Source organism: Pirellulales bacterium (assembly GCA_035939775.1).
Taxonomy (GTDB): Bacteria; Planctomycetota; Planctomycetia; order Pirellulales; family DATAWG01; genus DASZFO01.
Genome location: DASZFO010000195.1, coordinates 1 through 13,750, shown reverse-complemented (window position 1 = coordinate 13,750; position 13,750 = coordinate 1). Strand labels below are relative to the sequence as shown.

The following is a 13,750-nucleotide window of genomic DNA, read 5'->3' as shown; positions in this document are numbered from 1 at the left end:
CCGCGCAGCAAAACGGGGACTGTCCCATTCTCCCAGCCGGATTTGTTAGGCTCTGATTCATTGGCCGGCGCCGAACAGCCGATTCGTGATCTTCGCGAATCGCGCTCGCTCCGCCACATTGTTCAGCAGGGCCGGGTCGATCAGCTTCTGTTGCTGCTTCGGTTTGAACGAACTCCATTTGCCGTTTTCGAGCCTCAAACCGTCGGTGGCCGTCATGTCCGCTTCGCGCCCCGTCAGAATCAGATCGATTTGGCCACTGTAGCCCGAATCATAAAAGGCCCGCAGCGCCGGCTTTGTCGCGAGCGCGAACTGGAACTTCCACGTGTGCTTGGCGGCCGCGTCAGCCAGCTCCGCCTTGCTTAGCGCCGCGGCGGTCGCCTGACTCAGATCCAAGAGCACTCCGCACAGCGGGCCGCCGTCGGTCGTGCTGAAGGCGAGCGTGTCGGGAGTGCCGTCTCCATCTTCATCCAAGAGCTTGCTGTACAATCCCGGTGGCCAGGGATCGGGCGTCTCGGCGACGGGCTCCTGCGGCTTAACCGCCATGAAGCTCTTCACCTCGTCGAGATGCACGTGATACGACAACACGCTCGACGACCCCGCCGCCGCTTGGGAACTTGGCATCCCCATCGTCACGCCGATCAATTCGCCGTTGGCATTCAGCAGCGGTCCCCCCGAGTCGCCGTGATTCACGTTGCAATTGGTTAACAGCACCTTCCATTGCGGCGCGGCCGAAAACGATTTCTGAACTCCGCCATGATCGCTGCCTTTGGCTGGCGATTCCAGCCGCGCAGTGACCGCGTTCATCAAGTCGTTCGGAAAGTTCGCCATGCCGAGGATCTCGCCGCTACGAACGGTCCACAGCGTCCCCGCCGCCGGATGACCGATTACCACGCAATCCGAACCGGGCTTCGGCGGTTGCTTGGCGAATTCGATGACCGGCAGCTTGTCTTTATCGGTTGGCAGGCGAGCGATTCTCAATAGCGCGAGGTCGCGATCCTTGTCGGTCTTATAGATCGTCGCCTGGGAAGGCTGCTCGATGAGGTGCATGAAGTCGTCTTCAATTCGCCCGCGGTAAATCGCCACCGCCCGCGCGCCCGTATTGGGGTCGATATCGGCCTCCGCGACGACGTGATTATTGGTAATGATCCATCCCTCGGGATCGACGATCCAGCCCGAACCCCAGGACGTTTTCCCGCCGATTTGGGCCTTGATGAGCACCGTGGCCGGGGCAACGCGGCCATAGACATCGGCCGCCGCGCCCCGCTCTTTCTCTTGGTTCACCCGGAGCTTCGGGGTGCCCGCCTGCAGATACTGGCAGCTCCCGAGAATCTGTGCCGGGCTGGCCGCCAATTGGCTGCCCGAACCCAGCCTGAATTTGCTCAAATCGAACCGGGCCGGCTCAGAGCCGACGACCGCGGCGCCGCCAATCGAGCAAACCGCCGCCAGTACCGAGGCACTCCAGATCAGAACTAGGCGCATGGTTCAGATTTCTCCGCACGAAGTTTTGGATCGCGAATTGCCTATGAGTCTGTCCGAGAACCGCCTGGGCAAAGGGGACAGTCCCCGTTTTGCTCCGCGGACTGCGCAAAAGGGGACAGTTCCCGGCGGTTCTCGGATAGGCTCTATGTTATTTTGTAGCACGCCAGGGGGGACTTGGCCAGAACTGGCCCACGATCGGCAGGGCTTATTACTTTTTCACACCACGTGGTTTGGGGCGACCACTTTTAGTGCCTATCCGAATACCGCCTGCGGAGAGGGGGACGGTCCCATTTTGTTCCGAAGACTCCACAAAATGGGACAGTCCCCGGCGGAATTCGGATAGGCTCTTAGTCACAATCTCGAAGCGCAAGCGAGGGAATTCCGTTGGAAAGCCAGAACCCTCGCTGGCGCGTCGGGCTAGTGTGCGATTCCGAAATTGAAAAAATGAAACGCCCCGCCGCGAGGTGGCGGAAGCAGTTGCACAGCGGCTTGATCTCGGCAAGCCGTGCTCAGATTCGACATTTCTCCCCTTCGGTTCTGTACGCAAAGAAGCACAGCGTCTATGATGAAATTGTGCATTTATCCTGATGATTTTCCTCACGGCAGCTTTGCGACAGGCGAGGCTGTCGGCGGCCTTTCCCATCGCTTGCTGGCGCCGATGAAGACCCAACTCCGCGTCGTGCTGTTGATCGAATCGTCGCGGGCCTTCGGTCGGGGACTGTTGGCGGGCATCGCGGCCTATTCGATGACGCACGGTCCTTGGACCTTTTATCACGAGGAACGCTCGATTGACGACCCGATCCCGCGCGGCTTGCGCGCCTGGACCCCGGATGGATGCATCGGACGAATCTGGCCGACGCTCGAGAAGCAAGTGCGGCAATTGGGCGTGCCGAGCGTCAACGTGCTCTACGAAAACACATTGGCGGGCATTCCCAATATGGCCCCGAACGATACGCTCGTGGCCCAAGCCGCGGTGCATCATTTGCTGGATCGCGGACTGCGGCAGTTCGCATTTTGCGGGTTTCGCGGCTTGCGGTTTTCCGAGCAACGCAAGCTTGCATTCCGCGAGGCGCTCGGCGCGCGCGGTTATCCCGTGAGCGTGTTCGAAGACGGCGGGGCGCGGCGCACGGTCGGCCTGGTCGCCTTCGAGCAGAAATGGTTGCAGCAGTTGGGCCGCATGGAAACCTGGCTGCGCGGGTTGCCGAAGCCGGTGGGATTGATGGCCTGCAACGACGTGCGCGCCTATCAGGTCTCGAATGCCTGCCGCGAAATCGGATTGGCCGTTCCGGATGAAGTGGCGATCATCGGCGTCGATAACGATCCCACGCTGTGCGAATTGGCCACGCCGCCGTTGACCAGCATCGATCCGAATCCGGCCAAGGTGGGCTACGAGGCGGCCGCGCTGTTGCACCGCATGATCGAGAACAAGAGTCCGGCGCCGAAAGAGGTGCTGATCGAACCGACCGGCATCGTCGCGCGCCGCTCGAGCGACGTGCTGGCGATCCCCGACCGCGACGTGGTCGATGCCGTGCGTTTCGTTCGCGACCGCGCCTGCCAAGGCTTGACGGTCGAAGAACTCGTCGAGCACACCGCCGTTTCCCGCAGCACTCTCGATCGCTGGTTCACCAAGTGCCTTGGCCATTCGGCCAGCGACGAGATCACCCACGTGAGGATCGAACGGGCCAAGGAGCTGCTCGCGACCACGAATCTGGTGGTCGAAGAGGTCTCCCGATTGGCCGGATTTTCCCACCCCGAAACGATGTATCGCTTGTTCAAAGAGAATTGCAACCAAACGCCGAGCGAATTCCGCAAGGCTCGGCAGCTCACGGCCAGGGGGAGGGTGTGAGCAGTTGGAGTCCAGCCTTTAGGCTGCTGCCGGCAGGCTAAAGCCTGAACTCCAACAGGACCGACCTCGTGGTGAAAAATCTCAATCTAAATAGTGAATTTCCTCATAGACAATTATTTGCGAATTGTTCACACTCTAAGAGGACGCTGATAGCAGCCACGAGGGCGATCGCAGATACATTTAGAGCCTTTCGGCTTCAAGCTGAGCCTTTCGGCCCTCGACCGCTCGTCACCTGCTGAGCAACGCGTCGGTGTTGGGCGGTGCGCGGAGCACGTGGATTGGCGGATTCATCTCATCTTATCTCATCTCGTCGCACGCTATTTGTGCGTCATGGAACTGAAGCTGGAGAACCAGACGATGCGAAGCATTCATTCATTCTCGGCACCGGCGCGCGCCCTGCGTCGCGCGTTCACGCTGGTGGAACTTTTGGTGGTCATCGCCATCATTGGCATCTTGATCGCCCTCTTATTGCCCGCCATCCAAGCGGCCAGAGAGGCGGCGCGAAAGACGCAATGCTCCAATAACTTGAAACAAATCGGCCTAGCGGCGAACAATCACATGGCGGCATTCAAATACCTGCCGTCCGCCGGCTGGGGTTGGGACTGGATCGGCGATCCCAACCGCGGTTTCGGCTCGCGGCAGCCAGGAGCGTGGAACTTCAGCCTGCTTTCCTTTATGGAGTTGAAGGACGTTTGGGGGTACGGCAGAGGGATCGATTTTACCAAGAATCCCGCGGCGTTCGCGACTGCGATCGCGCCGCAAATGACGACGCGTGTTCCGGCGTTCTATTGCCCGACTCGCGCTCGCGGTGGCGACCTTTATGCGCAGACAGTCGGTTGGCCCCATCAACATCCGTCGGCCCTGGTTCCGCCGGACGTGAATCGCAGCGATTACGCTGTATGCGTCGGCGACAGCAATAGCAAAGTTGAATACGATGGTGGGCCAGCGGATTACGCTGCTTCGGGATACACTTGGCAACCTCCGGGCATCTTTACTGGCGTCGCATACCAGCACAGCCAAACCACCTTGACCCTCATCAAGGACGGAATGAGCAAAACGTTGTTTGTTGGGGAAAAGTACATTCGAGCGGATCATTACACCGACGGGCAAGATCCCGGCGACAACGAATGCATGACGACCGGATTCGACAATGACAACGGGCGCTTGGGCGGGGTGGGTAATCCACCATTCCAAGACCTTCCCAGTACCGCTAGGAATGATCCAAAAAACCTCGGCTTTACTCCGGAGCACTTATTCGGCAGCGCGCATTCAGCCACGTTCAATACCGTCTTCTGTGATGGCTCCGTCCATTCGATCGACTATGAAATCGATCTTAAAGTGTTCGGGTATTTGTGCAACAAGGCGGACGGCCAATCAATCAATTCCGGTCAGATCCACTGAGTTTCAACGTGAGGCGATTCTGCTGCTATCGCGCATTCGCGCTTGGAACCTTGGATGTATGTGTGCGTCATGGAACCCGAGTTGGAGAACCAGGTGATGCGCGGCAATCGTTTATTTTCGGCGCCGGCGCGCGCCTTGCGTCGCGGCTTCACGCTGGTGGAATTACTGGTGGTCATCGCCATCATCGGAATCTTGATCGCCCTGTTGTTGCCGGCGATCCAAGCGGCCAGGGAAACGGCGCGCCGGCTGCAATGCTCGAACAATCTCAAGCAATTGGGGCTGGCAGCTCAGAACCACCTGTCGAACTTCAAATTCTTTCCCTCCGGCGGCTGGGGTTGGAATTGGATCGCCGATCCCAATCGCGGCTTTGGCCGGAGGCAGCCAGGCGCCTGGAACTTCAGCCTGCTGCCGTGGATCGAGCATAAAGATGTGTGGGCGGCTGGCAAGGGAATCGACTTCAACACCAATCAGCAAGGCTTCAAGAACGCGGTTTGGGTCCAACAGACCTCGCATCTGGCGGAATTCTATTGCCCGACTCGCGCACGTGGCGGCGACCTGTATCCGATGACCGTTGGTTGGCCTCACAATGGTGGGCCTCCCAGCCCTGCGCCGAATCCTAACCCGAATCCGCTCAATCTCGTCCATCGCAGTGACTACGCTGCGAGTTGCGGCGATAGCGCGCTAAGCGACAGCAACAACACGCTGAACCAATTCGACGGACCACCGTCCTATGCTGCCGGCGACGGCGGTGGCAGTCAAACCGGAATCTCCCCACAAACGTGGGGCAGCGCCGGTGCCTGGCCGGCAAGCGGCGTTTATACGGGCGTGACGTGCTGCCGCAGCCAGGTCAGAGTTCCCGACATCAAGGACGGCCTCAGCAAGACCCTGTTGTACGGCGAAAAGAATATTCCGACCAACCATTACACGGATGGTCAAGATGGGGGCGACAACGAGTGCATGACGGCCGGTTTCGACAACGACAACATTCGTGTCGCCGATTCCGATTATCCGCCGTGGCAAGACACCGATTCGAACGCTCGCAACGCGCCGGCTGCCCCGGATGTGCGCTTCGGGTCCGCGCACTCGGGGACGTTCAACGTCGTCTTCTGCGACGCCTCCGTCCACTCGATCGATTATGAAATCGATCTCAAGGTTTTCGCTAATCTCGCGAACAAAGCCGACGGCCAATCGGTCGCTTCCAATCAGATTCACTGATGTTGATCGTGGGACGATTCTTCCGCGTACTCGGCTTTGGGGCGTTGGTTCTTCCGCTGATGATCGGGGTCGCGCCGCAGCGCCAAGCGGGCGGTCAAACTCCCGCGGACGCTGAGAACTCCGAATCAGTTGGCAAGGGGAGCCCGCGCGATGTTGCCGCCGCCAACGAGGCGATTCACGGCTGGTGGACCGAGGCACTGAAGGGCCGCGACCAGCGCCTGCAATGGTGGCGCGAGGCGCGATTCGGCTGCTTCATTCATTGGGGCGTCTACGCCGGGCCAGCCGGCGAGTGGGAAGGGAAAAACGCCGGCGGCTACGCCGAGCACCTCATGCGACACGCCCGCATCCCGCTGGCCGAGTACAAGGAGAAGGTCGTCTCCGTCTTTGATCCCGAGCAGTTTAGCGCCGAGGAGTGGGTGCGATTGATCAAAGGGGCGGGGATGAAATACGCGATCATCACGGCGAAGCATCACGACGGCTTCGCGATGTGGCCCTCCGACGTGAACAAGTACAACCTCCGCGACGCGACCAAATTCAGCCGCGATCCGATGCGCGAACTGAGCGACGAGTGCCGCCGCAACGGCATCCGTTTCGGCTTTTATTACTCGCATGCTTTCGACTGGGAGGATCCGAACGCGCCCGGCAACGATTGGGACTATCAGAACCCCGGCGGCGACAAAGGGCTGTTCGGCGGCAAGAACTGGTTCGACGAGCATCCCGAAATCTTGGAGCGAGTGCGCAAGTACGTCGACGGCAAGGCCATTCCGGAACTCCAAGAGCTGATCGCCAAGTATCATCCAGACATCTTTTGGTTTGACACGCCGGCGAAGTTGCCTTTCTCCGAGCAGCTTCGGATTGTCCAGGCTGTGCGCAAGGGCAGCCCGGATGTCGTGATCAACGGCCGTGCTGCCCGCGGCGTGGGTCGCAATTTTGGCGACTACCTCGACACGTCCGATCGTCCCGCCGAGCTGCGGCCCACCGCCGGCGACTGGGAGTGCATCCCGACCACGAACGAATCGTACGGCTATCACAAGCTCGACCACAGCCACAAGCCGGTGGGGTACTTCATCCACTTGCTCGCGAAGGCGGCGGCCAAAGGGGGCAATGTGCTCTTGAACATCGGCCCGATGGGCAACGGCCAGATCGCTCCCGAGGATCAAGCCATCCTCCGCGGCATCGGCGCCTGGATGGCCGTCAATGGCGATAGCATTTACTCCACCGAGCGAACTCCGCTGGAGCGGCAAGCCTGGGGCGAAGCGACTCGCAAGGGGAGCGCGCTCTATCTGCACGTCTTCGATTGGCCGACGGACGGACGATTGGTCGTCGGCGGGCTGCAAAGCGACGTGGCTTCGGCCTATCTCCTCTCCGATCGGCGGAAGGCTGCGCTCAAGTCCGAGCGCTTCGGCGACTATGACACGGTCGTCCTCGTTCCGTCGAAGGCGCCTGACACCAGCGACAGCGTGATCGTCTTGCAGATCTCAAGAGAGATGAAGACTCACCCCGGCCGACTGTTGGCCGCGGAGCACGAGAATCGGCTGCTGGGGTTTGATGCCGAGGCGCACGGCAAAGGATTCAAATACGGCGACGGAAAGGCGGCGGCATACTTCGTTGCCGGCTTCAAAGGCCCGAGCGATTCGCTCGGCTGGAAGGTCCGGCTGAACGAGCCGGCGACGTTCGACGCCTCCGTGAAGTACGGCACCACGTCGGCTCAAGAGACGGGCAGCTATCTGGTGAGATTCGGACAGCAATCACTCGAAGGCCAGGTGCAGCCGACGCGCGGCGCGAAAGACATTCAGACCATCAAGCTGGGACAGATCAAATTGCCCGCCGGTGAAGAAGAGATTCTCCTCCAACCAACGCGGATCGACGGCGGAGATTTGATGCAGTTCTTCGAATTGATCCTCACGCCCGCAGTCTCTTGAAACGCGCGTCGGGTGGCACTGGCAAGCGCAGTCTGCCAGTGCCGAGTAGCCGTAGGGTGGGTCAAGTCCGCGCAGACGCACCGGAATCACCCTCGTGTCTCCGTGTCATTGGTAGTGTGGCACTGGCAAGCGCAGTCTGCCAGTGCCGAATCGCGAGTTGGCCACCCGGCACTGGCCGACGTTGCTGGCCAGTGGCACCCGCCGCGACGGCTTCCTTGGCGATTGTCCAGCGGTAGAATAGGGGCGGCGCGGGCGGTGTTGCTCATCGCTCGGGCGCAGCGAAGTCGAATCCCCATAAGGAGACACTGCCATGGACAAGATCAAGCCGCTCTTCACCGCCACCGCGACCGCCCTCGGTGGCCGCAACGGACATACTGAATCCAGCGACGGCATCGTAAAAGCCGACCTCTCCGTTCCCAAGGAAATGGGTGGCCCCGGCAAGCCCGGCGCTGCTACGCCCGAGCACCTATTCGCCGCGGGCTACGCGGCCTGCTTCGGCGGCGCGATCGACTTCGTCGCGAAGCAGCAAAAGAAGGATGGCTCCAAGGTAAAGGTCACCTGCTCCGTCTCGATCGGCCCGCGCGAAGGGGGTGGCTTCGGGCTGGCCGCCAAGCTGCACGTCGAGGACAAGGGCCTGCCGCAGGCCGAACTCGCGGCGCTGGCCAAGGAGGCGCACGAGAAGATTTGCCCCTATTCGCACGCCACGCGAGGCAACGTACCCGTCGAGGTGGAAGTCGTCGGCGCGTAATTTGCCGATGCGGCCGCGTGGCACTTCTGGGCAGAGTGTGGCACTGGCCAGCGAAGTCGGCCAGTGCCGGAGCACGCACACTTCGAGTCATGCGCGTTCGCATTAAACGCGCCGGACCCGATCATGTCGTATCGATGCGGCGACGATTGCCTTACCGAGCCAATGGCGACTCTGCACTGGCCGACTGCGCTGGCCAGTGCCACCTGACTCACTCAACCGCCAGCGAGCGCTTCGCGAACCCGTTCGCGCACGCCTGCGAATTGCTCGTCGCTCAAGACGGGGATCGCGCCGGTGGTCGGAAGTGCTTCCGGCAGTTCGATCCAACTGCGGCAGCCGGCGAAATACGGAGTGTCGCTCAGGAGAAATGGCTGCGGCACTCGGTAAACCCGTGCGAGTAACAAGAACAATCCGGGCTGGCGATATTGAAACCGCTGGACGATCGTCTCCCGCGACCAAATGTGAAAGCCCGCCAAACGACCCAAGAGCGATTCGTCGTTGATCTCGCAGACATCATCGACGACGACGTATTGGCCGATCGCAATGGTCCCGGCTGGCGGCCCCTCGGCCCTCACGCGCTCGAGCAGCGGCCCGGCCTCCGGAACCAATTGCTCCGACCGCTGATGGAATTGCGTCGGAAATAGCCAGAACTCGCGATGGCGTACGCGAAATCCCTCGCTCCCCTCGTCGATCCCACCCTTGCGCAAGATGATCGACTGCGCGCCGTCCGCCAGCGCGCGGCACACCACGGCCCATTCCTTGAAGGCGATCCGGTTGACGGCGTCCATAATCGCTCCAACTCGACCACGGCGTATTGCGATCAGCGTCGCGCCGAAAGACCACGGCACAAGTGTCGCGGCTAACGGCGCCGTTATTGTACTACCCGCGTCACTCCGCGATCACCTCAGCGGCGAAACAGCGCCATCACGATCTCGAACACAATCAACACGATCACCACCACTTCGAGCAGCTCCGTTCGATACGTCGCCGCCTGGTCGGCTAGGACGCGATACACGCTTTCCACGACCTCGAGCGATCGCTGGATGCTCCGCTCCCAATCATCGAGATGAAACCTCGCGGCCAATATCCGATAGACGCGGGCGAGGTATTGATCGCCAACCAACTTCAATGCGTTACCTGTCCGTTCGAAGAGGCTATTGGCATGAATCCGCAATTCGCCGAGCGCCCGCAGCGGCCGCGAGTGCGTTCGCCACAACGGGAGCCAACTCCGCGTGAGCGGGTGGATCAGCCGATAGGCGTCAGCGAGCCGATCGTCGAGCAACTTGTCGATGAACCGATATTCCAGCAATTGTAAGTTGGCAAACTCGATCGTTTGCAGCGTTTCATCGCAATCGGAGTCGATCAACAACGCTGCCGACCACTCGGGCACCAGCAAATCCCGCGGGCTGTAGCTGATGAAGCTATGCAGGGCCGCCGCGACTTCGTCGCCGCTGAGAGGCTCGTTTTCCAATCGCGCCATGCCGGCCGCCCATTCCGACCACTGCTCCAACAAAACATGCGGCGGCGGCAGCGGCAGGCCGGGAGGCAATTGAAATACGACGTACTCCTCGGTCAACGGATTGAACGCCGGCTGAACGATCGCTGGTCGCAGCCGCTCGAATAGCCATTGCGCCGCCGACTTTGCCTGCTCGACCAACCGATCCGAGTCGGCAAGGCAAGTCGCCAGCGTGCTCAGCTCGCCAATCGTCAGCGATATCGGCAGATGCATCGCTACACTGACGCCGCCGAAATCGAACAACGTCGCCTCGGCGGATGCGATGGACGAACGGCAAATCGTCGGCGCCGATTCGTGTGGTTCGTCAGATTGGCCGGCATCTATTCCCTGCGGTGCCGCGGACGATTCCGTGCGTTCGCTGGTTTTCTCGTGCGGGGTTCGATCCGTTGGTTGCAGCTTGAGTTCAATCGGCTCCAGCGGAAATCGCAGCGGCGGCGGGCTATAAGCAAAGGAGCTAGGCGTTCGCCGGCGTCTGGCGAGGGCCTGCGGCTGGCCCACCAACAGCCGCCGGGCCGCCTCGAGATCGACCTCGTCTCCCAGGTCGAATGCGACATAAATGTGCACTGTCCCCGAGACGACCGCGCTAGAGTCGACGGCCGCCGTGTTTTGTGTCTCTTTGGCGGTCATGGGGGGCGCGCTTTCGGCTTCGCTCTAAACGATGGCCCGCCGCCGATCACCGTTGGTGCGCTTGGAACCGTTGCGCGCTTCGGACGTCGATTCCGCCCGCGCGTCTTCCTCGTCCGATGGCTTGACGATATTGCCGTGCGGGTCCATCACTCCGATGCGGCTCCCCTTGGTCGCTCGGAGCGCTTCGGGCAACGCCTCCCGGTTGGTCACGGCCAGATAGACAGGCCCGTGGAATTTCTTCAACTGCCGGATGCCGCGGCCGATCGTGGCTTCCGTTTCGACTTCGACGATTCCTTCGGGCGTCTCGACGTCGACGTCGAGTCCCGACTTGCCGTTGTAGCGGCGGACGATTCGATTGACCGTTGTCGTGTGCGCCTTGTTGCCCCGCACCATGTTTGCGTCTCCTTTCCCTAGAGCGACCGTTGGTCTTGGCATCCCGCCGCGCCAATCATGGGCAATTTCCCCCCCTGATGTCAATCAGAATTAATGTTAAGTCTACTCAAAAAATGGCGATACTCGCCACTTCGCGATCGCTGCCGCGAGGTCGGTCGCCCTTGCGGGGCGACGCTCGCAACCGGCATACTTATAACATGAGCAAATCGACCGCCCAATCCGCCGCCGGCGGCCTGGACCTGGACCTCTCGGGCCGGCAAATCGGCGACTACCGTTTGCTCCGCCGCCTGGGTCGCGGGGCGATGGCCGAAGTCTATCTAGCCGAGCAACTCTCGTTGCGCCGGCAGGTGGCGTTCAAGATCTTGAAACGCGAGCTGGCGAAAGACTCGACCTACGTTCGTCGGTTCCACATGGAGGCCCAGGCCGCCGCCGCCTTGGTGCACGCCCATATCGTGCAAATCCACGAGGTCGGCTGCGTCGAAGGCATCCATTACATCGCTCAGGAATACGTCGAAGGGCAGAACCTCCGCGAATTGCTGCTCCGCAGCGGTTTGCCCGACGTCAAGCTCGTCGTTTCGATCATGCGGCAAGTGGCGGTCGCGCTGGCCAAGGCGGCCGATCAGGGGATCGTCCACCGCGACATCAAGCCCGAAAACATCATGCTCACCAAAGTCGGCGAGGTGAAGGTCGCCGATTTCGGGCTGGCCCGGATCACGAGCGAAGGCGATTCGCTCAATCTCACGCAGACGGGCATGACGATGGGCACGCCGCTCTACATGAGCCCCGAGCAGGTCGAGGGACGGCAGCTCGATCCGCGCAGCGACATCTATTCGTTCGGAGTGACCTGCTACCAGATGCTCGCCGGCGAGCCTCCGTTTCGCGGCGAGACGGCGCTGAGCGTGGCCGTGCAGCACGTCAAGGCCGTCCCCGAGCGGCTGGAGAACCATCGCCCCGATCTTCCTCCGGGGCTCTGCCGGATCGTCCACAAAATGTTGGCGAAAGACCCGAAAGACCGCTATCCCGACGCGCGCGAATTGCTCCGCGATCTGCGCGGTTTGGAGATCGAGGGCTTGGCCGGGGATTGGCCGGTCGAGTTTGATGAACGGAACACCTCCGAAGCGGCGGCGTTTCGCGATTCAACCTTCTACGGCACGCGACGCCTCGGGGGAGTGATGAAGACTCAGGCGCTGGCCATCCGCGACGATCGGCGCTGGCGGCGGCGCCTAACGCTGGCGATGGTCGCTGCCTTCGTCGTCGGCGGGGCCTCAGCAATGCTCCTGCGGAAGCCGTTTCTCTTGGCCGCGTCGGCCGCGTCGAGCGATGGACGCTTGATCGACAAGCGGAACACCGTGACGGAACAGTATCTTTTCGCGGTCGAAAATGGCACCGAAGCGGCTTGGAAGAGCGTCGGCCTGTATTTCCCGAACGACACCCGTTACGTACCGCGCGCGAATCAGCAGTTGGCGCGCTATTATCTCCAGCACGACCGCTGGGACGATGCACTGAAGCTATTTGAACAGTTTGCCAAACACAACGACGATCCGCCTTACAAAGCCTTCGGATTGGCAGGCGAATGCGTCGTTTACTACCTCGAAAAGAATCAAAAAAAGAGTTCCGAAAAGGCGCTCGAGCTATCGACGGTCGCCGGCGGCCTCGAGCCGGCGAAGCTCGAGAGCTTGCTCGATCGCCAAATGATGCAAGCCGTCAGCTACGCGATCCGCAAGGATCTTGCGGCCGATTCGCAGAGCCCGGCGTTGTGGGACAAATGGCTCGAGCAACACTTCCACGACGAACCGTCCGCGCCGAGCGCCGCCGGCCAACCGACCGGAAGTGAATGAAACAATCTGCCGCCGGCCAGCACCCGGCTTGCTTCTCCCGCACACCTGATCCTTCGTGCTTCGGCAAAGCGCTTTCCCGCAGCCGTTGAAACCGCCTGCCGAATCTGCGATACTTCTTGCGGGCGGCCCCGGCTTGAACGGGGCCATTCCATCGGGGCGTGGCGCAGCCTGGATTAGCGCGCTTGCTTGGGGTGCAAGAGGTCAGGAGTTCAAATCTCCTCGCCCCGATTTGTCAGAAGTAATGCCGGAGCCGACATTTAGGCTCACCCATCTTTCCGATGGTGCGGCGGAAGACCCGATAAATGCGCAGGAAATGTAATGCGCAACCAAGAGCCCAAATATCAGAAGCCGCAATACGCAATTCTTCTTCATGGTTCCTTTCCTCGTGTTTCGATCCGGCGGGCGAACAGGAGTCGACCGGGCGCCTCTCGATTTTGCGATCCACCACGGTCTGAACCACGGAGGCTGGTGCCCGCGCGGCGGCTGGGCCGAAGTCTTTCCGATCGCGCCCGGCTCGCCGGAGATCTACCTGCGACTAACCGAGACGCCGTCAGACATTCCCGAGCAGCGGCTTTGGCAGTTTTACTCTGGATGGTCAGATAGATAGCTCGGCGTACGCGCCTCCCGTCTCGCCCATCATTTGCCTGTCGCGCCAGCGTCCATCGCTTTGCCCAATTGTGCCAGGCCGGCTTGGGCGACGGCGACATCATCATCCGATTTGCCGCCGCTGAAAACGGCGAGTAGATAGCCGGGCGAATGTTTCTCGAT

The 13,750-nt window shown here is 61.1% G+C and carries 11 protein-coding genes and 1 tRNA gene; 8 read left to right on the top strand and 4 right to left on the bottom strand.

Annotated features, from left to right (window positions below):
• Positions 1 to 57 precede the first annotated feature (57 nt).
• Positions 58 to 1,479: a serine protease gene (locus VGY55_12715; protein ID HEV2970825.1), complete on the bottom strand. Its 1,422-nt coding sequence runs from the start codon at positions 1,477 to 1,479 to the stop codon at positions 58 to 60.
• A 565-nt stretch (positions 1,480 to 2,044) separates the two neighbouring features.
• Between VGY55_12715 and VGY55_12710 the strand changes: the two genes are divergently transcribed.
• The 5 genes from VGY55_12710 to VGY55_12690 all read left to right on the top strand — a co-directional run bounded on the left by VGY55_12710 (position 2,045) and on the right by VGY55_12690 (position 8,611).
• The gene (locus VGY55_12710) at positions 2,045 to 3,325 is read left to right on the top strand and encodes a DNA-binding transcriptional regulator (protein ID HEV2970824.1); all 1,281 of its coding nucleotides are present in this window, start codon (positions 2,045 to 2,047) and stop codon (positions 3,323 to 3,325) included.
• 330 nt (positions 3,326 to 3,655) lie between these two features.
• Complete coding sequence (locus VGY55_12705) at positions 3,656 to 4,726, top strand: DUF1559 domain-containing protein (protein ID HEV2970823.1); 1,071 nt, start codon at positions 3,656 to 3,658, stop codon at positions 4,724 to 4,726.
• Positions 4,727 to 4,795: 69 nt separating this feature from the next.
• On the top strand, positions 4,796 to 5,941 hold the full coding sequence (locus VGY55_12700; GenBank protein ID HEV2970822.1) for a DUF1559 domain-containing protein: 1,146 nt from the start codon (positions 4,796 to 4,798) through the stop codon (positions 5,939 to 5,941).
• Positions 5,941 to 7,863, top strand: coding sequence for an alpha-L-fucosidase (locus tag VGY55_12695; GenBank protein HEV2970821.1), 1,923 nt, complete (start codon positions 5,941 to 5,943; stop codon positions 7,861 to 7,863). Before VGY55_12700 ends, VGY55_12695 begins: the two co-directional genes overlap by 1 nt.
• A 310-nt stretch (positions 7,864 to 8,173) precedes the next feature.
• Positions 8,174 to 8,611 (top strand): organic hydroperoxide resistance protein, encoded by a 438-nt coding sequence (locus VGY55_12690; GenBank protein ID HEV2970820.1) that lies wholly within the window; start codon positions 8,174 to 8,176, stop codon positions 8,609 to 8,611.
• Positions 8,612 to 8,823: 212 nt separating this feature from the next.
• Here the strand turns inward: VGY55_12690 and VGY55_12685 are convergent, their stop codons facing one another.
• From VGY55_12685 to VGY55_12675, 3 genes are all read right to left on the bottom strand, one after another.
• Complete coding sequence (locus VGY55_12685; GenBank protein HEV2970819.1) at positions 8,824 to 9,396, bottom strand: DUF1802 family protein; 573 nt, start codon at positions 9,394 to 9,396, stop codon at positions 8,824 to 8,826.
• 116 nt (positions 9,397 to 9,512) lie between these two features.
• A complete protein-coding gene (locus tag VGY55_12680; GenBank protein ID HEV2970818.1) occupies positions 9,513 to 10,751 on the bottom strand; it encodes a hypothetical protein in 1,239 nt (412 codons plus the stop codon).
• Positions 10,752 to 10,775: 24 nt separating this feature from the next.
• Positions 10,776 to 11,144: a hypothetical protein gene (locus VGY55_12675; GenBank protein HEV2970817.1), complete on the bottom strand. Its 369-nt coding sequence runs from the start codon at positions 11,142 to 11,144 to the stop codon at positions 10,776 to 10,778.
• A gap of 197 nt (positions 11,145 to 11,341) precedes the next feature.
• Between VGY55_12675 and VGY55_12670 the strand changes: the two genes are divergently transcribed.
• The 3 genes from VGY55_12670 to VGY55_12660 all read left to right on the top strand — a co-directional run bounded on the left by VGY55_12670 (position 11,342) and on the right by VGY55_12660 (position 13,589).
• Positions 11,342 to 12,982 (top strand): serine/threonine-protein kinase, encoded by a 1,641-nt coding sequence (locus tag VGY55_12670; protein ID HEV2970816.1) that lies wholly within the window; start codon positions 11,342 to 11,344, stop codon positions 12,980 to 12,982.
• Positions 12,983 to 13,134: 152 nt separating this feature from the next.
• A tRNA-Pro gene (locus tag VGY55_12665) sits at positions 13,135 to 13,210 on the top strand.
• Between the two features lie 142 nt (positions 13,211 to 13,352).
• On the top strand, positions 13,353 to 13,589 hold the full coding sequence (locus VGY55_12660) for a putative molybdenum carrier protein (GenBank protein HEV2970815.1): 237 nt from the start codon (positions 13,353 to 13,355) through the stop codon (positions 13,587 to 13,589).
• Positions 13,590 to 13,750 lie beyond the last annotated feature (161 nt).

Bases quoted from the DNA above. Each gene is read 5' to 3' on its own strand.
- VGY55_12690 (HEV2970820.1), top strand. From the start codon at position 8,174: ATGGACAAGATCAAGCCGCTCTTCACCGCCACCGCGACCGCCCTCGGT.
- VGY55_12705 (HEV2970823.1), top strand. From the start codon at position 3,656: ATGGAACTGAAGCTGGAGAACCAGACGATGCGAAGCATTCATTCATTC.
- VGY55_12680 (HEV2970818.1), bottom strand. From the start codon at position 10,751: ATGACCGCCAAAGAGACACAAAACACGGCGGCCGTCGACTCTAGCGCG.
- VGY55_12715 (HEV2970825.1), bottom strand. From the start codon at position 1,479: ATGCGCCTAGTTCTGATCTGGAGTGCCTCGGTACTGGCGGCGGTTTGC.
- VGY55_12670 (HEV2970816.1), top strand. From the start codon at position 11,342: ATGAGCAAATCGACCGCCCAATCCGCCGCCGGCGGCCTGGACCTGGAC.
- VGY55_12685 (HEV2970819.1), bottom strand. From the start codon at position 9,396: ATGGACGCCGTCAACCGGATCGCCTTCAAGGAATGGGCCGTGGTGTGC.
- VGY55_12700 (HEV2970822.1), top strand. From the start codon at position 4,796: ATGGAACCCGAGTTGGAGAACCAGGTGATGCGCGGCAATCGTTTATTT.
- VGY55_12660 (HEV2970815.1), top strand. From the start codon at position 13,353: ATGGTTCCTTTCCTCGTGTTTCGATCCGGCGGGCGAACAGGAGTCGAC.
- VGY55_12710 (HEV2970824.1), top strand. From the start codon at position 2,045: ATGAAATTGTGCATTTATCCTGATGATTTTCCTCACGGCAGCTTTGCG.
- VGY55_12695 (HEV2970821.1), top strand. From the start codon at position 5,941: ATGTTGATCGTGGGACGATTCTTCCGCGTACTCGGCTTTGGGGCGTTG.
- VGY55_12675 (HEV2970817.1), bottom strand. From the start codon at position 11,144: ATGGTGCGGGGCAACAAGGCGCACACGACAACGGTCAATCGAATCGTC.